The organism is Nocardia brasiliensis ATCC 700358 (assembly GCF_000250675.2).
In the GTDB taxonomy this organism is placed as follows: Bacteria; Actinomycetota; Actinomycetes; order Mycobacteriales; family Mycobacteriaceae; genus Nocardia; species Nocardia brasiliensis_B.
This window is the reverse complement of the sequence record NC_018681.1, coordinates 1,133,096-1,154,619: the sequence shown is the minus strand read 5'-3', so window position 1 is coordinate 1,154,619 and position 21,524 is coordinate 1,133,096. Positions and strand designations below refer to the sequence as shown.

Here is a 21,524-nt window from a genome sequence, read left to right as displayed (position 1 = left end):
ATGCGGCCGAGATGCTCGCTCTTGTCCGCAGCCCCCGGTAGTGGCCGGAAAATCGCACCGGCATCAGGCCACCGACTTCTTCAGCCGGAGTCGCCGCCAGGTGATGACGGCCAGCACGACGGTGAGCAGGATCAGCACGCCCACGTCCAGCGCCCAGATGCCCGGCGTGTGCTCCCACAACTTGTCCGGCTGGGCGTTGATGAACACTTCGCGAATATTCACCGTGGAGGCGCCCGTCGCATAACCCCAGCGGGCCGGGAACAGCCAGGACACCTGCTCGAGCACCACCCGGCCGGTGACCGGGATCAAGCCGCCCGCCATCACCAGCTGGCACATGATGGCGACCACCAGCAGCGGCATCACCTGCTCGTTCGACTTCGCCAGCGACGAAAGCAGCAGCCCGACAACAACACAGCACACCGCGGTCAACGCGATATCGATGTACAGCTCGGCGCTGCCCGAGGCCAGTACCGCGCCCTCGCCCGGCCGCTTCTTGCCTGCAAGCACGATGCCGACCAGCACCGCGGACTGCAGCAGCGCGGTGAAACTGAACACCGCGATCTTCGCCAGCAGATACGCCGAGGGCAGCAGCCCGACCGCGCGTTCGCGCTGGAAGATGGTGCGCTCGCCGACCAGGTCACGCACGGTGAGCGTGGAACCCATGAAGCAGGCGCCGAGGATCAGCACCACGAGTAGCTGCTGGGTCTCCCCGCCGCCCTGCGGGACGAAACTGCCGTCCGGCAGTGCCTTCAGCGCACCCCGCTGGAAACCGTCCTTGCCGGGCACCACCAGCGACAGCGCGCCGAGGATGAACGGCATCACGATGAGGAAGATCAGATAACCGCGATCGGCCAGGATCAATCGGACCTGTCTGCGCGAAAGCGTCGAGAATTGTTTCCCGCCACTGGATTGCGGGGGCGATCCCACCGAACCGTACTGCTGGGGTGGCGGCGGTGGCGGCGGCGCGAACGCCTGCCTGGACCGGTAGGCGGCGAACGCCTGGTCCGGGTTGGCCGCCACGTTGGCGAAGATCTCGGCCCAGTCGCTGGTGCCGAGCGCCGCGCCGACACCCGCCGGGTTACCGCAGTAGGCGGTCTTGCCGCCCGGCGCGAGCAACAGCACCTGGTCGCACATGTCCAGGTGCGCGACCGAGTGCGTCACCACGATCACCACGCGGCCCGCGTCGGCCAGCTCGCGCAGCATCACCATGACCTGCCGGTCCAGCGCCGGGTCCAGGCCCGAGGTGGGTTCGTCCAGGATCAGCAGCGACGGACCGGTGAGCAGTTCCAGCGCCACCGACGCGCGTTTGCGCTGGCCGCCGGAGAGCCGGTCCACCCGGGTGTCGGCGTGTTCGGTGAGCGAAAGTTCTTTCAGCACACCGTCGATCACCTGTTGCCGGTCGGCCTTGCTGTTGTCCGGCGGCAGCCGTAGTTCGGCCGCGTAGCCGAGCGCCTGGCGCACGGTGAGCTGCCGGTGCAGCACGTCGTCCTGCGGCACCATGCCGATGCGGGAGCGCAACGCCTCGTACTCGGCGTGCAGGTTGCGGCCTTCGAAGGTGACCACGCCGCCCGAGGGACGGGTGGTGCCCGCGATCAGCCGGGACAGCGTGGATTTGCCCGCACCGGACGGACCGATCAACGCGGTCAGCGTGCCCCGGCTGGCCTGCATGTTCACATCGACGAGCAGTTGCTTGTTGCCCTCGACGGTGAATCCGACGCCGTGCACCGCGAGGCCTTGTTCGGCGACCGGCTTCTGCCGGTGCACCAAAGTGCCCTGCTGGACCACGAAGTCGACGTTGCCGACGGTGATGATGTCGCGCTCGCGCAGCACCACCCGCTGCTGCCGGTGGCCGTTGACGAATGTGCCGTTCGCCGAGCCGAGGTCCTCGAGGGTGAGGCCCTCGGCGGTGGCGACGAGGCGCGCGTGTTTACGCGAGGCGAGCGGATCGTTGACGACGATCTGGTTGTCGGTGGTGCGGCCGATCGAGAGCCCACCGGCCGGCAGCCGATCGGCGCGCGCGATCGCCGCGGTCGAGGCCCTGGCCCGCACCGGCGGCATGTTCGAGCTGTCCGCCCGGTGGGTCATGTTGGGGTTGATCGGCTGGGGCGCGTCCTGCGGCGGCTGATACGCCGGGCGCTGGAACTGCTGCACCGGTCGCGGCCCGGCCATCGGTGGCTGGCCGGCCATCGGCTGCTGGCCGGACTGCGGCACCTGCCCCGACTGCGGCGGGCGCACCGACGGACGCTGCGGGGGTTGCGGATTGGCGGGCAGCAGATGGAGCAGCGGACCGCTGATCGCATCGCCGAGGCGCACCTGCGTCGGCCGATCGATCGACACCGGCTGAGTCAGTCGCCGCGCGTCCACGAAGACACCGTTGGTGCTTCCGTTGTCCGCGAGCACCCAGGCGCTACCCTGCCAGGTGAGCGTCGCGTGGACCCGCGAAACCAGCGGGCTGTCGACGAATAGCGTCACCTCCGGCGCGCGGCCCATGGTGACCGGCTGACTCGAATCGAATACTCGTTCGTTTCCATCATGGCGCACGGTGATGGTCTGCGCCCCCGGTGAAGACATGCAGCGGATACTATTCCATCACCCGGACATCGGCGGTGCCCCCGACGCGCCTCTTGCCCCGATCCGGCGACCGATGTGAACGTGATACCGGCCGACAAGGGGGAGCTTTGCCGAAAGCCCGTGCGACGGCGCTCATTACCGCCGCGCTGATCGTTGTGGTGCTGGTCGCGGGCTGCACCAGGCTGGTCGACGGCCGCGCCGTCTCGATCTACGACGACCCGTTCAAGGTCGCCGGGCTACCCACCACCAGCGGTCCCAACGGCCCCCGCGCCGGTGTCCCGGACAGTACGCTGACCGCCACCAACGGGGACGGTAGCGCCGAGGACAAGCTCGCCCTCAACGCCGTCGAGGACATCCAGACCTACTGGCGCGCGGAGTTCGGCAACGAGTTCGAGGGCAACGATTTCAAGCCGGTCGACAAGTTGATCTCGTGGAGCGCGAAGGCGCCGCGCGGCGACTCGCTCGAGTTCTGCAAGGAGACCACCTATCGCCTGGTGAACGCCGCCTACTGCAGGCTGGACAACTCGATCGGCTGGGACCGGTCGGTGCTGCTGCCCGCCATGGAGGAGACCTTCGGCAAGATGGCCGTGGTCATGGTGCTCGCGCACGAATACGGGCACGCGGTGCAGACGATGGCGAAGCTGGTCGGCGCCAAGGACCCGGTGATCGTCAAGGAGCAGCAGGCCGACTGCTTCGCGGGCGCGTTCATGCGCTCGGTCGCCGAGGGCAAGTCGAAGCACTTCACCATCAACACCTCCGACGGGCTCAACTCCGTGCTCGCCGCCACCGTCGCCATCCGCGATTCCGACCCCGACGACCCGGAGAGCGTGCACGGCTCGGCGTTCGAGCGGGTCACCGCCGTGCAGGTCGGCTTCACCGACGGCCCCAAGGGCTGTAAGCGCATCGATATCGACGAGATCAACGAACGACGGGGCAACCTGCCCAAGGACTTCAAAGGCGATACCGGTCGCGGCGAATACGCGATCACCAAGGAAAACCTGATCGAACTCAGCAAGGCCCTCGGCGCACTGCTGCCGACCAAGCCGAGCCCGACCTACGACTACCACGGCGCCAAGCTCGCCTGCCGCAACGGCGGCACCACCGAGCCGGTCAGTTATTGCCCGGAGAAGAACACCATCGGCACCGATATCCCCGCGCTCGCTCAGCGCGGCACCTCCAACTGGGACGTGGACGATCCGCTGCCGCTGAAGGTCACCGGCGACTACAACGGTTACATCGTCTTCATCTCCCGCTACACCCTTGCGGTGCAGCAGAATCACGGCCAGCAGCTGGTCGGCGCGAAGACCGGCCTGCGGGCCGCCTGCCTGTCCGGCGTGGTCACCGGCAAGCTCGCGATGCCGAACCGGCCCAGCTCGCAGGGCGATATCGGCCTTGCCGCAGGCGATCTCGACGAAGCGGTGTCCGGCCTGCTCACCGACGGCTTGGCGGCCAGCGACGTCCAAGGACAAACGGTGCCGAGCGGCTTCGCGCGCGTGGACGCCTTCCGCGCCGGGGTACTGAACGGCGAGAACACCTGCATGTCGCGGTACTCCTGAGCGCCTTCGCGCGCGGAGTCAGCGGCCGAACGGCGGTGGCGCCAGATGCTCGAAGCGCAGCACCCGGTTGCCGAGCATGACCTCGGCGCCGGGCACCAGCACCATGGATTGGTTGGGCGCCAAACGGATCCAGTCGCGGTAGCCGGGCAGCCGGGTGCGGGTGCCGTTGGTCGATCCCCGATCCACCACTGTCACATCCCAATTCAGCAGGTGGATCTCGGCGTGTGCCCGGGACATGCCGCCGGAGGAATCGTCGACCCGCAGTGGGACCAGGCCCCGCTGCGCGGCATCGGAATGCTCCGGATCGCGGCCGAGCACCGCGTCCGCGGCCAGGGTGTAGGTCATGCCGTCGTCGAGGACGAGCATGCCGAGCGGCGGCCGGACCACCTCGATCAGCGCCTGGGTCTGGTCCACCGGCATACCGCACACCGTGCAGAACGCCGAGCGCGGATCGCTGGGATGCGCGCGGGCGCACTTGAACCCCATCACCTTGACGGTGAGCGCGGTGGCCTTCGCCGTCGCCTCCAGTCTGCGCTGTAGATCCGGATCCGGGGGCGGCGCGGGCGTTGTGCCCCGCATCTGGGTCACCGCGTGCTGCAGGTCGGTATCGGCGGCGTCCGGCTGTGCCGCGGTGTGCGATTCGGTCGCCCGCTGCGGCGGCGGGACCTCGCGCTGTGGGGCCGAGACATCGGGTTGCTGGGTAGCGACATCGGGTTGCGGCGACGAGACATCGGGTTGCGGGGCCGAGGCATCGCGCTGCAGTGACGAGACATCGGGTTGCGGCACAGAGACATCGGGTTGCCCCGACGAGATATCGCGCTGCGGGGCCGACGCATCACGCTGCGGCGACGCGACATCGGATTGCGGTGCAGAGACGTGGAGTTGTGGCGCGGACACACCGGGTTGTGGTGACGCGGCAGCCTGCTGTTGCCGTTGCGACGGGGAACCCGCACGCTGTCGCGGCGACGCGTCGTAGGGCGGTGCGGAGCCGAGTCGATGCGGTGGCTCGTGGTCGATCCGTGCGGTCGGCAGCGGCGCTTCGTCTTCGCGCCTGCGCCTGGCCTCGCGGGCCGCCGCGCTCGGTCGGCTCGCGGCGCGCGCGCCGTCGGTCCAGACGATCGCCCCGCCCGCCTGCGCGAGACCCTCGACCAGCCAACCGATTCCGCGTTCCGCGGGCACCTCGGGTATTCGCCCTTTGGCATCGTCGACGAACAGGGCGGCGGCCCGCGCCGGGGCACTCGCCACCCGGTCGACGGTGAACGCCGCGTCGCTGCCGCGGTGCCGCTCGACCGTGCCGTCACCCACCAGTACCGCGGTGACGGCCCCGTGCAGGAATATCGCCACTCCGCCCGCCTCGGCGGGCGAGAGGATGCCGAAGTCGATCGGCTCCCCCGGACTGATCTGCTCGGCGGACTTCATCAGCCAGCGGGTGGCCTGCCTGGCGATCAGCGCACCGGGCGCGATCCGGTCCTGTTCGGTCGCCTCCCGGACCAGTTCGGCCAGCGATTCCGCGGCCAGCGCGGCGGGCGAATCCGGCGTCGGCCGACCCGGTCCGCGGTGCCCGACGACCACCAGCGCACCCGCGACCCGCGCCACCGCATGACTGCCGACAACGACCTCGACCTGCCGATCCATCAAAGGAATCGGCCTCTGTCGAGGGTGCGCTGCACGGTCGTTGCCACGAGAACCAGGGTATTGCAATCCCACAACTATCGACCCCCCTCCCAGGCGTCCGTCCGGTAACTTCAGTGTGAGCAAGTGAAGGAAACGAGGACCCGTCATGGTTCGGACATCACGTATCGCACTCGCCGCGTCGTGTATCGCTTTGACTGGTCTGCTGACCGGTTGCGGCGGCGTGCGGGGCACCGCCACGGCGGGCGAGCTCGACGTGCGCCAGCTGGAAGTCGGCACCTACGCCGTCGATCGGCACCGGTACAACCAGGATCCCGGCGACAAGGCCGCACTGCTCGAGGGCATGCGGATGTCCGATGCCGTGGTGCCGACCGTGCAGATCGATTCGTCGCTGAAGGTGGGCCGGGGCAGCACCGTGATCGCCGATGCCGAGCAGGCGCTCGATTTCGTCGCCAAGGTCTCCAAGCCGGTCTTCGACAACCGCAAGCTGATCGTCGGGTACGCGGCCAGCGGTGCCGACAAGCCGGACCCGGACGGGCAGACCACCCCCGCGCCCGAGGCCACCGCGGTGACCACCGCATTGTTCCGCTTCCCGGATCCGGCGATCGCGAAACTCGCCGCCCGCGAGCTCGAAGATGTCGATATCTCCGTCTCACCGGAGAACCGCAAGCTCCCGTCGACGAAATTTCCGGACGCCTATATCCATTGGCGCCCAGGCGTTCCCACCATCGGCACCTTCGTCGCCTACAAAGAGTTCGTCATCTCCCTGTTCATCCAGCGCCCGCGCGCCGACAGCGCGGACCTGGTGAGCTGGGTCGACAAGACGCTCACCGCCCAGCTCGCGCAGCTCGACAAATTCCAGGCCACGCCGCAGGAAAAGATCAAGGACCTGAAGGTCGATCCGGAGGGCCTGCTCGCCCGGGTGGCCGTGAGCGACCGCAAGAGCCGCACCCCCGATACCGCCACCTTCGCCGTTTTCGGCGCCGATCACCTGGTGCACCGTTCCGCCGACGAGGCCGCGCATCTGCGCCTGGTCCAGGACGCGGGCGTGGACCGCACCGCCGTGGCCGACGACAGTTATGTCGCCCGCGCCCGGGATGCGGCGGGCGCGCAGAAACTCGCCGCCGGATTGATGGAAAGCGAAGGCGCGCACTACGACACCCTCGGTGCGCCGAAGGACGTGCCGGGCGCCAAATGCCTGCAGCTGAACAGCAAGGGCAATCCCGACCGGGAATACAAGTTCCGCTGCTATGTCACCTACAAACGTTATGTGGGCGTCGTGACCAGCGACAAGGAACCCGATGTCCGCCAGAAGGTGGCGGCCGAATACGCGTTGCTCGCGAACAGCCTCTGAGCGAGGCCCCGAACGTTATGGTCCTGTGCCCGCCGACGCGGTGAGTTAGTATCCCGCGAGACGACCACAGTACGGGGAGGGCCGGTTTGCAGTTCGGCGTGACATCGATACCTGCGCGCACCGCGGGTGCCTTGGTCATTGCGGGCACACTGGCGCTCGGCAGCGCGTGCGGCACATCGCCGCAGGTCACTGCGGATCCGGTGATCGATATCGCACGCCTGGACGTCGGCAGCTATCCCACGACGCCGCGCGAATTGGGGCCGGTCAAGAACGCCGATCAGGCCCGCTTCATCGAGGCCGAGCGGCTCGGGAACTTCGTGCCCACCGCGTCGGATATCGATCCCGCATTCCGCGAGGGCAATCCGTCGGTCTCCACGGTGTTCATCGATCCGCGCAATTCCCTCGGCAAGATCATGAGCATTGATCGTTTCGCCGAGGCGGCGCCGGATTTCGTCGCCGGATTTCTCAGCAACGGCAGCACCGACGTGCGTAACCAGGGCCGGGACCTGTTCAACGCGGTCATGATCTTCCCGGACGAACAGCGCGCGACGGCCGCTGCCGAGGCGTTGGAACGGGTCGATTTCGAGGCCGCACCGCAGAACGAACGGGTGCAGATTCCGAAATACCCGGCGGCGCGCGCACATTGGCAACCGACGCAGCAATCGATCGGCTCCTGGTTCGCCACCGGCAAATTCGTCGTCTACACCTGGATCTACGACTACCTGAAGATCTTCCTGGAGAAGGTGGATCTGCCCGCGCTGTTCGCGCTGGTCGAAAAGAGTCTCGACACGGTCGTCCCCGCGATCGGCAAGTTCACGCCGACACCGGCCGACCAACTACTGAACCAGCCGATCGATTACGACAACATGCTCAGCCGCACCCTCCCCCGGCCGCGTGAGGATTCCTGGATCGATCCGCCGGGTGCGTACAACGGCCATGCCGCACTGCATTTCACCACCGATCCGGTCGAGGACCGCAGGCTGATCGAGGAGGCCGGAGTGGATCGGTTCGCCGTCGACGCCACCAACGTCTACCGGGCCCGCGACGCCGCCGCGGCCGCGAAGTTCCGGGCCGACCGCGGCGGGCTCACCAAACGCTTCAAGAGTGCCGAGTCGCCGCAACAGCTGCCGGTGGCCAAATGCAAGGAATACATCGGCACCCAGGCGATGGCGATCCGCTTCTACTGTTCGGTGTCTCAGGGCCGGTACGCCGCCTTCTCCTGGTCGCATCAACTGCTGGACGCGCAACAGCGGATATCGGCGCAATACGCAATTCTGGTGAATGCCCGATGAATTCCATGCGCGCCGGCCGCATCGCCGCCCTCGCCTGCTGCGCGATGACTCTGCTCGCCGCGTGCGGGTCGACCGTCTCCGGCACGGCCCAACCCGGCGAAATCGATATTCGCAAACTCGATGTCGGCAATTACCCGACCGTGCCGTTGAACGCGCACGACGACGACTACCGGCCGACCTTCTATGAAATGCGCGAGGTCGCCGCGATGCGGCTGGCCGACTACGTCGCCTCCGGCTACGATATCGATCCCCGGATGAAATACGGCTCGCTGTCCTGGAGCATCTCCAGTGGGGTGATGCCCGACGAACTCGGCCGTCCCACCGATCTCGAGCCGATCGCCAAGCGGCACAAGATGATCTACGGGTTCAAGTCCAACGGCTCGGATAACAACGGCACCAACTCCACCTCGTCGTGGCCGACCAAGCGGCAACCGAACTCGACGACGGTCAGCACCGTCGTCATGCAGTTCCCGGACGCCGAGCGGGCGAAGATCGCGGCGACCGAGTTCTACGATACCGACTTCGGCGCCTACCGCGAGCAGAACCAGCCGGTGCCGCTGCCGAAATACGCTGACGCGCATGCGCATTGGCGACCCGACTCGCCGTTCCTGCGGACCACCATGGCACACGGCCCCTACGTGATCGGCTTCCTTGTCTCGACCCCGGCCCCCGTGCTCGACGACCTGGTCGCGTTGGCGGAGAAGGCCTACAGCACCCAACTCGCGCTGCTGGACCAACTCCCGGTGCTGTCGGAAGAGCAGCTGCTCCAGTTGCCTTGGGACCCGGACCATCTGCTCAGCCGCGCGCTGAACCCGGACAAGGCCAAGCGGCCCAGCTTCGACGACAGCTACGCCCTGTTGGGCGGGCGGGGCGTGCTGCACTACACCCGCGATCGCGACTACGCGAAACAGCGCTTCGCCGAGATGCGGGCGGACCGGTTCGCACTGTCCGCGGGCACGCTGGTGGTGCACACCGCGGGACCCGATGCGGCGCGAAAGGTGGTCGCAGACCGGATCACTCCGACCCAGGCCGGCGCCAATGCGGACGCGCCCGCCAATCTGCCCGACTCGGCGTGCGTGGAAAACAAAACCGGCCTCAGTGGCAGCAAACGATTCACCTGCATTGTCGCGTATCGGGAATACGTGGGTTTCGTGTCGGCCAATCAGCTTGCCGACGCCCAGCAACGCGCGGCCGCGCAATACTCGCTTTTCGCGAATAGCCGGTAATGCGCGGCGCCGCGGCGGGTTCGAGCAGTCCAGTATGCTGCTGCGTGGGAAAGACCGAGTCAGGAGATTGTGGACTATGGCGATGAGCCCCGGCACCATCGTGGGCGGGTACCGCATCGATCGAGTACTCGGAGCCGGCGGTATGGGCACGGTCTACCTCGCCAAACACCCCAGCCTCCCGCGCATGGACGCGCTCAAGGTGCTCAGTCCAGAACTCAGCAGCGACCACGAGTTCCGGGCCCGCTTCGAACGCGAGGCCAATCTCGCGGCCGGGCTCGACCATCCGAATATCGTCTCGGTGTACAACCGCGGCGAGGAGCACGGCCAGCTGTGGATCGCCATGCAGTACGTCGACGGCATCGACGCCTCCGCCGAGATCGCCCGCGACCCGCACGCGATGAATCCGCTGCGGGCGCTGCGGATCACCACCGAGGTCGGCAAGGGCCTGGACTACGCGCACCGGAAAGGGCTGCTGCACCGCGACATCAAGCCCGCCAACTTCCTGCTCTCCGCCACCGACGGCGACGAAGAGCGAGTGCTGCTCACCGATTTCGGCGTGGCCAAGTCCAACGACGACACCACCGAACTCACCCAGACCGGCAGTTTCGTCGCCACCATCGCCTACGCCCCGCCCGAGCAGCTCACCGGCGAACGGCTCGACCACCACGCCGACATCTACAGCCTGGCCTGTTCCTTCTTCAAGCTGCTCACCGGCCGCAATCCTTATCCCGCAACGCAACCCGCCCTGGTCATGATGGGCCACCTGCACGAGCCGCCGCCCGCGGCGACCGCCGTGCACCCCGCGCTGCCGCCGGCCATCGATCAGGTCTTCGCCAGGGCCATGGCGAAGAATCCCGCCGACCGGTTCAATTCCTGCCGCGAACTCACCGACGCGGCGGCCAATGCCCTTGTCCCCGGTTACAACCCCGGCGCGACCAACACCTCCCCGACCTATCCCGTCCAGGTCGTCGACCCGCGCCCGCCGACCGATCCGCGGGCCGCGCACTCCGGCCCGCACGGCCAGGCCCCGGCGTCGCCGAAGCGGCGCAAGCGCAGGCTCATCGCCGTGGAAATCGGCGCGGTCGTCATCACCCTGGCCGCGGGATTCGGCATCTGGGCGGTCAGCGGCGGCAGCAGCAGTACACCCGATGCACCGGCGACGCCCTCGACGGTCATCGCGAGCGGGGCGACCTCGGTCGAGCAGGCGCGAGCCGACAATCCGGTGTTTCGCGGCAAGGTCATCACCATGGTGGATGTACCGCGAACCAAGCAGATCGCGGCTTTCCTCGGCGGTACCGCGCCGGCCAAGTTCCTCGAGGATCTGGGCTTCGTCTACAACTTCAATTACGCGAAGCAGGGCGAGGAGACCTCGCCGCGCGCGTTGACCACCAGCGGTGCGCTCGAGGTAGCGCCGGACAGCTATGTCCTCGCGGTGCGCAGTGACGAGGAGGCAGGCAACGGTGGCCTGCGCGGACTGCCGTATCAGGTCGCGGGCACCCGGGCCACGGTCATCGTGCTGGACGATCCCGCCGCCGTCGCCGCGCTGCGTACTTGGACGGCTGGTTCGGAACAAACCCTGCTCGACAAGCTGGTGCCGTTACTCCGGAATCGGGTGAAGTAAACAACCGTCGCGTAATTCCGCGACACCACAATTTGCGATCCGCGGATAACCGCAGTACATGGCCCCGATTTTGCTTTCGAAGCGGTTCGCTCTGCTGGTAGCGGTACTCATAGGCGTTCGGTAAGGTGTACCGCAGCCAGCCCACTCGCCGATCAACACACAGCGAGCAGGGGGAAGGAGGGGAGCCGAGCGCTGGCGGCATGTGATCGGCCGTGTCTGTAGAGCGACCCTGATGGGGCTTGAACACACGAAAGTACTGGTCGACGACGCCGGAACTGATCATGTGAGTCATCCCGAAACTTTCTCGGGTCGAGATGGAACCGATCAGGACCGAACAGCGTCCAATCAGATGTACAGGCCAACCAGGGCGTCCGCCGTTGGCCGAGACGGGAACCGAAAGGAGCCGAAATGGCAGGACAGCTCGAAGCGAGCGAGGAAGCGATCCGGAAGTTCACGGAGAACTGCCGTCAGCGGCACAGCGATCTGCAGGCCTCGATCACGGCGCTGAATGCAAAGTCGGATGCCACCACGGCTACGTGGAGTGGCGCGGCGCGCGGCGCGTTCGACACGCTGATGGACAATTACTTCGCGCAGGCGAAGAAGCTGAACGATCAGCTGGACCAGACCTCCGACAAGCTGGCCCACGCGGGCACCAAGTTTGCCGATCAGGACCAGCAGTTCGCCCAGCAGGTTGCGGCGCAGGCTTCCAGCCTGGACCTTCCCTGATCGACAACCAGACCATCAGACGATAAGGAGCTCCAGATGGCTGTAAACAACCCAGGAACCATTGCCTCCAATTTCGGTGAGGTCTCGGCCGGCGCACAGTCGATCGTCACCGAAGCACGGAACGTCATGTCCATGCTCGAGGACTTCCACAAGCAGGTCACCGACTTCGTGACCAACTACTGGAAGGGTGACGCGAACGACGCGTTCGCCTCCCTCCAGGCGCAGTGGAACACCAACGTCACCCAGCTGAACACCACGCTGGAGACCGCGGGCAAGCTCGTCGACCAGGGCAACACGGACCTGCAGACCACCGACACCTCCCTTGCGGGACTCTTCTGAGTTACCCGTCTCGGCGATTCGGGCCCCCGGCGTGCTACATGCCGGGGGCCCGAATTTGTTGCGGGTCACGGTAATCCGCTGAACTCCGCGATGCCGTCGATGCGTCAGGCTTCCTCGTCGCTGCGGAATAAGTGGTAGATATACGACTTTTCCCCTTTGCGACTCACCCACACCCCAGTCGGCGGTTGCGCACCTCGGCCTGCGTCATCGAAGGGCCGACTAAGCACCACACCGGACTCGGCCGACACGGCCCAGCCGTAGTCGGGAAGTCGCCGGCACCAAATATCGCTGCCCCCTCGCCGGTACGCCGGATATCCATAAGCCGCACCGGCGCGGACGAACTCGTAAGTCAACCCGTCCCCGCAGCGCACGAATCGTAGCTTCTGCATGTGGTGCTCCTTTGCTCGCGCACTGATTGTGGTGCCGCGCACAAGTTTTGACGGCGCACAGAATTTCGTCAGCGAATTCGCGCGCGGGGTGGCGAATCACGCGCCGGGTGGCGAATCGTACGCGGGACGGCGTCGGATCGCGCGTCCGCTACGGAACTACGCGGACCGAGCCGCCGAAACGATCACATGTGGTGGACAGGGCGTTCCAACCGTCGGCGACATATTGGCAGCCGATACTGAGCTGAATTCCGTACTCCAGCAATACATGCCAATTGACGGTGGAGCCGTCGCCGGGCCGCTCCCGGTAGGCGAGCCCGGAACGGCCGCCGAACACGACGTCCCGTTTCAGGTCGGTGAGCACGCCGGGTGGGCGCTGCCCGATCTGCGCTTCCAAATTCGACGCCACCTGCTCGTAGCCTGCGCCGAACGCCACCTGCGTTTGCGTCACGATGATGCGCATGCGTGCGCCGTCGTCGGGCGACAGCTCGACGCGTGCTCGGCCGGTGGCGTCGATCGGCGTGGCGAGATGCCAGCCGTCGGGCACCTGGAAGCGGACGCGGCCGAACACTTCCGGCTCACCGCCGGGGGGCGGCGGTGCACCGAAAGGCGGCGGCGGTCCCACGGTCGGACCGTTCGGCGGCAGCATGGTCGTCGGGGCCGCCGTCGTCGTGTCCGCCGATCGGTTCAGGAGCAGCACACCGCCGACGACCGCGGCCGCCACCACGACCACCGCCGCCACTGCGACTCCCACGTACGCGGTGCCGCGACGTCGCGGCTGCTGGGCGGCCGCGCGCTCGCGCAGCGGTTGCATCCAATCCGGCGGCGGCCCAACGGGTGCCGTCTCGGGCACCGCGATGGGTTCGGTCTGTTTGCCGCGGATGAGGTCGGGTCCGGCGATCGACCGCAGTTCCACCCCCGGCCCGCAGCTCTGCTGCACGGCCGCGCGGAGTACCTCGAACTTCGTCTGGTCGGCTAGGCCGACGACTTGCGCCAATTCGACCTGTTGACCGTCCAGCAGCCGACTGATCACCGTGGCCAGCTCGTCGAACCCCCGCGATTCGGGCAGCACCTCGGCCAGCGCGAGATTCGGCTCGTGCGCACAGGATTCGAGGCGCACACCCTCATGACTGCGCAGCACCGTCGCGGCCGTGGTGGTGAGCGCGCCGAATTCCAGCACCAGCGTGCGGCGGCTGTGACTGGTCCCTTCGTCCGCGGCGACCGCTCGTACCGCCAGTTCCTCGAACCGCACCTCGCCGGTCCAGCGGCGAGCGGCCTGCTCGAGCACCGCGCGCCGCGCCGGACCCCACTCGGTCGGGCAGATGACGGTGATCCGCTCGCACGGCGCGGCGACGCGCAGGTTCTCCATGGCCGTGCTGAGGATCGCGGCCATCCCGTCTGCTACGGACGGGACGCGAGGCAGCAGCGCGACTGCCTCGGCGGACACATGCTGCACGACGGAACTCACCTGCGTCGGCGGAGTCAGCGACTCGCCGACCACGAGGTCGAAACCGTTGCTGCCCAGCACGATCGAGGGCGGCCCGTCCCAGTGCGTGGCCGCGCTGCGCGCCCACACGCGGGTCTCGGTGACCACCAGCTCGACGGTGGACATCAGGGCTGCGGCATCCAGGCCGTCTGGATCAGACCTTCACCGGCGCGCGTGACATACGTGCCGCGTCCGGGCGGCATCGCGCTCGGCCGGGTGGTGCCCATCAGCACACCCTCGTCGCGACTGCAGCTCATGATCAGACCGGCCGACCCGAGATCCTTCATCCTGGCCAGCGTGGCCTCGTACATGGCGCGGCTCGCGCCACCCGAGCGCCGGGCGATGATCAGGTGGAAACCGAGGTCACGCGCGTGCGGCAGGTGTTCGACCAGCGCCTGCACCGGGTTGCCCGCGGACGTGGCCACCAGGTCGTAGTCGTCGACGATCACGTACAGCTCGGGGCCGCTCCACCAAGACCGGTCGCGCAGTTGCTGCGGCGTCACGTCCGATCCCGGCGTCCGCTTGTCGACGTAGGCCGCGAGGTCGGTCATGTTCTGGGTGAATTGCGGTGCGGTGGAACCGTATCCCGCGAGGTAGCCCTCCGGCACCATGCCGAGCATCGAGCGCCGGTAGTCGCCCATGATGATCCGGGCCTGGCTCGGCGTGTTCGAGGCGCAGATGCCCTCCACGATCGAGCGCAGCAGCGTGGTCTTTCCCGACTCCGTGTCGCCGATGATGAGCAGGTGCGGGCTCTCGGCGAAGTCGGCGTAGACCGGCGCGAGCTCGGACTCGTTGATGCCGATCGGGATTCGCATGCACTTCGTGGACTGATCCACCTGCGCGGGCCAGCCGCCCGCGAGGTAGAGCAGTTGCTCGCGGGCCAGCTGCTCGGGCAGCATCCGCACCGGCGGCGCGGGACGGCCCGGGGTGAGCCGGGCGATGGTGGCGACCGCGTCGCCGACCGCCTGGCCGAGGTTGTTCGGGTCCGAGCTGCCGTCGATGCGCGGCAGGGCGGTCAGCATGTGCAGGCAGTCCGGGGTCATACCGCGACCGGGCCGGCCCTGCGGGACCATGGCGGCGAACTTGCGGCCGAGGTCGGAGTCCATCGGATCGCCCAGGCGCAGTTCGATTCTGGTGCCGATCTGGTCCTTCAGCGCGGGCCGCGCCTCCGCCCACCGGTTCAGCGCGATGACGACGTGCACGCCGTAGGACAGACCCTGCACCGCGAGGTTCATGATGGTCTGCTCGAGCAGTTCGAAGTCCTGGCGGATCGAGCTGAAGCCGTCGACCACCAGGAACACGTCACCGAACGGGTCGTCGTGCGCGCCGGTCGCGGCCGGGCTGCTGGACGGATCCATCGCGCGCAGGCGCCGGAACTCCACCATCGACTCGATGCCGAGCTGCCGGAACCGGGCCTCACGCTGCCGGACGATGGTGGTCATCTCGGCGATGGTGCGCCGCACCTGATCCTCGTCCAAGCGACTGGCCACCGAACCGACATGCGGCAGGCCCTGCAGGCTCATCAACGTGCCACCACCGAAGTCGAGGCAGTAGAACTGCACCTGTTCGGCGGTGTGCGTCAACGACATCGCCATGATCATCGTGCGCAGCGCCGTCGACTTACCGGACTGCGGGCCGCCGACGATGGCGACGTTGCCGCGCGAACCGGACAGGTCGACGAGCATCGGATCGCGCCGCTGATCGTACGGGCGGTCGACGATGCCGATCGGTGCGCGCAGCGTCGCGACCGCGGAGTACTCGCCGGTGAGGATGGACCGCGGGATGAGCTGGTCGAGCGTGGACGCCTCGTCCAGCGGCGGCAACCAGATCTCGTGCGCCGGACGGCCGTGGTTGCGGATCCGGGAGACCAGCATGTTCAGGTTCGAGATCTCCTCGCCGTCCTCGCCCTCCTGCGGCTCGAGGCTCGGCTCGGCGGGCAGCGGAACCCGGTCCGCCGCACGGAATCCGACGTGGGTCGCGGTGAACGGCCGGGCCTTGATGTCGATCTCGCCGGACTGGTTGGCGACGCTCATGTCGCGTTGCGAGCCGCCGCCCACGTAGGCACCGGAGACGTAGGACGCCTGGAACCGGACGATCTCGCCGGAGTCCGATTTCAGGTAGCCGCCACCGGGATTGTTCGGCAGGTTGTAGGCGTCGGGCACACCGAGTACCTGGCGGGATTCGTTGGCGGAGAAGGTCTTCAGGCCGATCCGGTAGGACAGGTGACTTTCCAGGCCCTTGAGCTTGCCCTCCTCGAGCCGCTGCGAGGCGAGCAGCAGGTGCACGTGCAGCGAGCGGCCGAGCCGGCCGATCATCACGAACAGTTCCGCGAAATCCGGGTGCTGGGTGAGCAGTTCGGAGAACTCGTCGAGCACCACGAACAGCGCGGGCAGCGGGTCGAGGTCTGCGCCGGCCGCACGGGCCTTCTCGTATTCGGAGACGTTGGCGAAGTTGCCGGCGGAGCGCAGCACCTCCTGGCGGCGGTTCATCTCACCGGCCAGCGCGTCCTTCATACGGTCGACGAGGTCGGCCTCTTCCTCCAGGTTGGTGATGACCGCCGCGACATGCGGCACGCCGTCGAGCCCGAGGAAGGTCGCACCACCCTTGAAGTCGACGAGCACCAGGTTGAGCTGGTCCGGTGAATGCGTGGCGAGCAGGCTGAGCACCAGCGTGCGCAGGAACTCCGACTTACCGGAACCGGTCGCGCCGATGCACAGGCCGTGCGGGCCCATGCCGTTCTCGGCGGCTTCCTTGATATCGAGTTCGACCGGCAGGCCGTCCGCGCCGACACCGAAGGCCACCCGCAGCCGCTCCCGGCCGTAGCGCGGCCGCCAGGCGTGCTCCGGATTGAAGGTGCCGATATCGCCGAGGCCCATCAGCTGACTCCAGGTCGAGATCACCTCGGAGTCATCGGATTCCACGTCGCTGCTGCGCTGGGTCGCCGCGCGATACGGTGCGAGCCTGCGGGCCACCTGCTGGGCCTGCTGCGGCGAGATCCGGTCGATCAGCGCGAAGCGCTCCTGATTGCCGGTCGCGCCGCGGCCGACGCATTCGCCGTTCTCCACGATCATCTTGATGCCGCGCGACACCGCGAGCCGCGGCGCGTAGCCGCACAGGTCGATGATGGTGACACCCTCGTAGCCGGATTCGCGCAGCTGATCTTCCTCGGCCTCCAGCAGGCCGCCGTCCACGACGATCACGATGTGCACCATGTTCGCGTTGGCGGGCTGGTTACGCGAGTAGCGGACCCGGTTGCCGAGCAGCGGTTGCAGGCCTGCCATCGCCTCGCGGATCGACCCGTAGAACATGCGCTGGGTGCCGATGCCGTCCTGCGCGTCCGGATGCTGGGTGTGCGGGAGCCACTTGGTCCACTCCCATTCGCGGGCGGTGTCCGGCCCGCAGACGATCGCGAACAGCACCTGGTCGGGCGCCTGGAACATGGCCAGCTGCAACAACATCGCGCGGGTCATGTCCCTGGCCTCGCCCCGGTCGCCGTCCAGCGCGATGGTCGCGAAACCCTTCACCGCGATCGCGGTGGGCAGGTCGGGCACCGTCGAATGCGCCCGCACGAAACGGCGCAGCGAGACCGCCGCGATCGGTTCCAGCTCCTCCACCGGGCCGGTCTCCGGCGCGACCAAACGGGTCGCCAGCCGCTGACCGCCGACGCCGATGCGGGCGTGGCAGAAATCCTTGTCGCCGGCGCGGCGCTCCCACATCCGGCTGGTGCCCGCGAGCATCCAGACCAGGCCGGGCTCGGGATGACTCCATTCGACCGAGGCGCGTTGCTGTTTCGCGGTCTCGTCGACGTCGCGGCGCACCTGATCCAGGTAGCGCAGATAGTCCTTGCGATCCTCGTTCGCCTCGGCGGCCTTGGCCCCCTTGCCGCCGCCCTGACCGGCGAACATGCCGACCATGGAGAACATCATCATGAGCGGGAACATCATGCTCATCGGATTCGACCCGATGCCGCCGCCCTGGGTGAACAGCAGCGCCATCATGCCGACCATGCCGATGATCATCACCACCGGCATCAGCTTCATCAGCAGATTTCCCGGCGTCACCCGGGGGATCTCGGGCGGCGGCTGCAGCGTCACCTCACCACCGGGCGAACGCGGCATCTCCCGACGGGCCCGACGCTGAAACCGGACGGTGCTCATTGCGAAGCCTTCCCCCTCTTCGACAGCTCTACACGGCCGCCGCGCATTCACGGGGCTGCCGAGTTTCGGGCTCAGTGTAGAGGCCACCGCTGACATGTCGTACAGTTCGACCAGCATTCTGCTGCCCGAACCGTGGGTTCGCAAGCTCGACGCCAGCTCGTGAGTTTGCGAAAATACGAGGTAGAAGAGGTAGAAGACGAGTTGGGGGAAGCTTGACGCACGCGCGACTTGACCACATCGACGAAGATTCCTCGCGCGGTATCGTCCGCGCACCCGATCTCGCCCGGGTGACCATTCTGGCCAAACACACCCAGGTTGATATGGCGATTCCGGTGGACGTGCCGGTCGCACTCGTCATTCCCAGCGTCGTCGACATGGTCGCTCAGCACAGCCGCACCAATGATTTCGACAACGAAGGCGAGCGTTTCGAGCCCGCCGAATGGGTGCTGGCGCGGATCGGTCATCCGCCCTTCTCCAATTCGCTCAGCCTGGGCGAGCACGGTGTCCGCGACGGCGAACTGCTCATGTTGGAGAGTGCGTCACACATCGCGCCGACGCCGCTGTTCGACGACATCATGTACAACGTCGCGATCGCCGACACCGACCATTACCGCAGCTGGACCCCGAAGGTCGCGCGGATCACCGGGTCGGTGCTCGCCGCGATCACGATGCTCGTCGGCTGTCTCGGCCTGCTGCTCTCGCCCGGCGCGCTGCCGTACTGGGTCAGCGGCTCGGTCGCCCTGGCGGTGACCCTGCTGCTCGTGGTCGCGGCCATGGTGCTCAGCCGGATGTACGGCGACACCGCGACCGCGCTGGTCCTCGGCGGCTGCGCGTTACCGACCGCCTTCACGGCCGGAATGCTTTATGTGCCGGACCATTACGGTTGGGCGCACATCCTGCTCGGCGCGGTTTTGGCCGGCGCCACCGCGGTGCTTGCCTGGCGGGTCACCGGCGTCGGCCTGGCCCTGTTCATCGGCACGGCCACCCTCGCGGTGTACGTCGTGCCCGCCGCGCTGGTCGGGCTGCTCACCGGGCAGCCGGAGCGGGCGATCGGCGCGGGCGCCGCGGCGCTGGGCCTGGCCGGTCTCGCGCTCTCGCCGCGCATCTCGATGCTGCTCGCCAAACTGCCGCTGCCGCCGGTGCCCTCGCCCGGCACCCCGATCGACCCGACCGAGGACGACCCCGACGACCACCGCGCACTGCCCACCATGGAGGCGCTGCGCGTGAAGTCCGAACGCGCCCGGATGTATCTGGCGGGCCTGGTCGCCGCGACCACCCTCGTCACGGTGCTGGGTGCGCTCGGCGCCACCGACCCGCAGGCCGACGGCCCGTACTGGCAGGGCATCGCCTTCGCGCTGGTGTGCGCGGCGGTGCTGATGTTCCGCAGCCGCACCTACGCCGGCGCCGAGCAGGCCGTGGTGCTGATCGCGGGCGGCGCGGGCATCGTGCTGATCATGTTGGTGGGCGCGGGTTTCGCGATGGATCAGCCGCTCGCCGTGTTCGGCGCCGCCATGGTCATCCTGATCGCCGCCCTCATCCTCGGCATCATCATCCCGAACCAGTCGGCGACCCCGCCGATGCGCCGCGGCGTCGAACTGCTCGAATACGCCTTCGTAGCAGCAGTTCTCCCCCTGGCCTTCTGGGTGGCGAGCCTCTACTCCCTCGTCCGCGGACTGTGAACCGGATCCTGCGCACCGGTGCAGCCGCAGCGGTGCTGTCCCTGAGCATGTCCCTCGGAATGGGCACAGGTCAGGGCATAGCCCACGCCGACCGCCCGCCCCCGGTCGATCCGGGTGCCCTGCCCCCAGGTGATCCAGCCCGCCCGCCGGACAAGACGGAACATCCGGCCAACAGCCCGTGCGCGTCTACCCAGCAGGGCGGGGAAGGCCCCGCGGCTCCGACGCCTCAGCTTTCGCTCGATCTGGATCGAGCCTGGAAGTTCTCCCAGGGCGAAGGGCAACTAATCGCCGTCATCGATACCGGTGTCGTGCGACACCCGAGGCTGCCTGATCTGGAAGCGGGCGGTGACTACGTCGCCGACCCGGGCGACGGCGTCAGCGAGGACTGCGACGGACACGGCACCGTCGTGGCGGGCATCATCGGCGCGAAACCGGTAGATGGGCAAGGCTTTCGCGGAGTTGCACCCGAGGCCAGAATCCTGTCGATCCGGCAGACCAGCAAGTTCTACGACACCCAGGGCCGGGTGGACAAAAAGCCGGAAGATCCCGCAGAGGGATACGGCAATATCAACGCGCTCGCCTCGGCCATTCGACGAGCCGCCGATCGGCGCGCGTCGGTCATCAATATCTCGCTCGTCTCCTGCGTACTCTCCGGCCAGCCGTTCGCCGACGCAGCCGTCGGCGCCGCAGTGCGTTACGCAACGCTGGAAATGAACTCCGTCGTAGTCGCCGCCGCAGGCAACACCGACGGCAATTGCAAGCCGGGTAACCCGGACATCATCAATCCGCTCCATCCGGAGAGCGACCCGTGGAAGAACGTGACGACCAACGTCACGCCCGCCCGTTACGACGACTATGTCCTTTCAGTCGGATCCATCGACAAGAACGGCGCACCCTCGAAATTCACGGTCCCGGGGCCCTGGGTCGGCGTTGCGGCACCTGGCGAAGACATCGTTTCGCTGGATGCGCGTGGTACAGGCACGATCACCGGCATTTACGACAAGCAACAGATGGTCCCCCTCAAGGGCACCAGCTTCGCCGCGCCCTACGTGTCCGGCGTCGTGGCGCTCGTGCGTGCCCGCTTTCCCGAATTGAGCGCGGTCGACGTCATCAAACGCATCCAGGCCACCGCACACTCCCCTGCCGAAGGCTGGAACCCATACATCGGCTACGGCGCGATTGATCCGGTAGCAGCACTCACCGCCGAAGCAACAAAACCCTTGCCGCCCAAAAAGCCGGCCGCGGCGAAGCAGGTGCAACTAGCGGTCCCCGCCCCACCCCCGCCCCCGGACCACCGTGCCCGCAACGTTGCGCTGATCGGCAGCGGTTCCGTCGCGGTCCTGCTGATCCTCGGCATGCTCGCGTCCTTCCCCATCCGCCGCCGCTTCGGCGTCACCGGGGACGATATGTGAGGCGGAAACTGTCCGAGGCTACACACTGCCATCACTACGATTGATTCGGAACACGTTGTGCCGCTTGGGATGACGCGGCAGGGCCGC

At 67.5% G+C, this 21,524-nt stretch carries 13 protein-coding genes; 9 read left to right on the top strand and 4 right to left on the bottom strand.

All coding sequences use genetic code 11. The annotated features are described in order from the left end of the window. Positions 1-63 precede the first annotated feature (63 nt). The gene (locus O3I_RS04975; RefSeq protein ID WP_014981800.1) at positions 64-2,571 is read right to left on the bottom strand and encodes an FHA domain-containing protein; all 2,508 of its coding nucleotides are present in this window, start codon (positions 2,569-2,571) and stop codon (positions 64-66) included. Positions 2,572-2,678: 107 nt separating this feature from the next. On the opposite strand from O3I_RS04975, the gene O3I_RS04970 reads away from it, so the two are divergent. Then, positions 2,679-4,127, top strand: a complete 1,449-nt coding sequence (locus tag O3I_RS04970) for a metallopeptidase (protein WP_014981799.1) — start codon at positions 2,679-2,681, stop codon at positions 4,125-4,127. Positions 4,128-4,145: 18 nt separating this feature from the next. Here O3I_RS04970 and O3I_RS46200 read toward each other — a convergent pair whose 3' ends face one another. Continuing rightward, positions 4,146-5,762: an FHA domain-containing protein gene (locus tag O3I_RS46200; protein WP_014981798.1), complete on the bottom strand. Its 1,617-nt coding sequence runs from the start codon at positions 5,760-5,762 to the stop codon at positions 4,146-4,148. A 145-nt stretch (positions 5,763-5,907) separates the two neighbouring features. Between O3I_RS46200 and O3I_RS04960 the strand changes: the two genes are divergently transcribed. From O3I_RS04960 to O3I_RS04935, 6 genes are all read left to right on the top strand, one after another. Then, positions 5,908-7,113, top strand: a complete 1,206-nt coding sequence (locus O3I_RS04960; protein ID WP_014981797.1) for a DUF7373 family lipoprotein — start codon at positions 5,908-5,910, stop codon at positions 7,111-7,113. A gap of 98 nt (positions 7,114-7,211) precedes the next feature. Further along, the gene (locus O3I_RS04955; RefSeq protein ID WP_237748255.1) at positions 7,212-8,405 is read left to right on the top strand and encodes a DUF7373 family lipoprotein; all 1,194 of its coding nucleotides are present in this window, start codon (positions 7,212-7,214) and stop codon (positions 8,403-8,405) included. After that, positions 8,402-9,631, top strand: a complete 1,230-nt coding sequence (locus O3I_RS04950) for a DUF7373 family lipoprotein (RefSeq protein ID WP_014981795.1) — start codon at positions 8,402-8,404, stop codon at positions 9,629-9,631. Before O3I_RS04955 ends, O3I_RS04950 begins: the two co-directional genes overlap by 4 nt. A 76-nt stretch (positions 9,632-9,707) precedes the next feature. After that, complete coding sequence (locus O3I_RS04945) at positions 9,708-11,252, top strand: serine/threonine-protein kinase (protein ID WP_014981794.1); 1,545 nt, start codon at positions 9,708-9,710, stop codon at positions 11,250-11,252. Positions 11,253-11,660: 408 nt separating this feature from the next. After that, complete coding sequence (locus O3I_RS04940; protein ID WP_014981793.1) at positions 11,661-11,978, top strand: WXG100 family type VII secretion target; 318 nt, start codon at positions 11,661-11,663, stop codon at positions 11,976-11,978. 36 nt (positions 11,979-12,014) lie between these two features. Beyond that, on the top strand, positions 12,015-12,317 hold the full coding sequence (locus O3I_RS04935) for a WXG100 family type VII secretion target (protein ID WP_014981792.1): 303 nt from the start codon (positions 12,015-12,017) through the stop codon (positions 12,315-12,317). 537 nt (positions 12,318-12,854) lie between these two features. Here O3I_RS04935 and O3I_RS04930 read toward each other — a convergent pair. Both O3I_RS04930 and O3I_RS04925 read right to left on the bottom strand, forming a co-directional pair. Beyond that, entirely contained in the window at positions 12,855-14,315 is a 1,461-nt protein-coding gene (locus O3I_RS04930; protein ID WP_014981791.1) for a type VII secretion-associated protein, read from the bottom strand. After that, complete coding sequence (locus O3I_RS04925; RefSeq protein ID WP_041562422.1) at positions 14,315-18,346, bottom strand: type VII secretion protein EccC; 4,032 nt, start codon at positions 18,344-18,346, stop codon at positions 14,315-14,317. The genes O3I_RS04930 and O3I_RS04925 overlap by 1 nt, the downstream gene beginning before the upstream one ends. Positions 18,347-18,558: 212 nt before the next feature. Here O3I_RS04925 and eccD point away from each other — a divergent pair, with 212 nt between their 5' ends. Both eccD and mycP read left to right on the top strand, forming a co-directional pair. Then, the gene (gene eccD, locus O3I_RS04920) at positions 18,559-20,025 is read left to right on the top strand and encodes a type VII secretion integral membrane protein EccD (RefSeq protein ID WP_014981789.1); all 1,467 of its coding nucleotides are present in this window, start codon (positions 18,559-18,561) and stop codon (positions 20,023-20,025) included. Further along, positions 20,022-21,437, top strand: coding sequence for a type VII secretion-associated serine protease mycosin (mycP, locus tag O3I_RS04915; RefSeq protein ID WP_237748254.1), 1,416 nt, complete (start codon positions 20,022-20,024; stop codon positions 21,435-21,437). Before eccD ends, mycP begins: the two co-directional genes overlap by 4 nt. Positions 21,438-21,524: the final 87 nt, after the last annotated feature.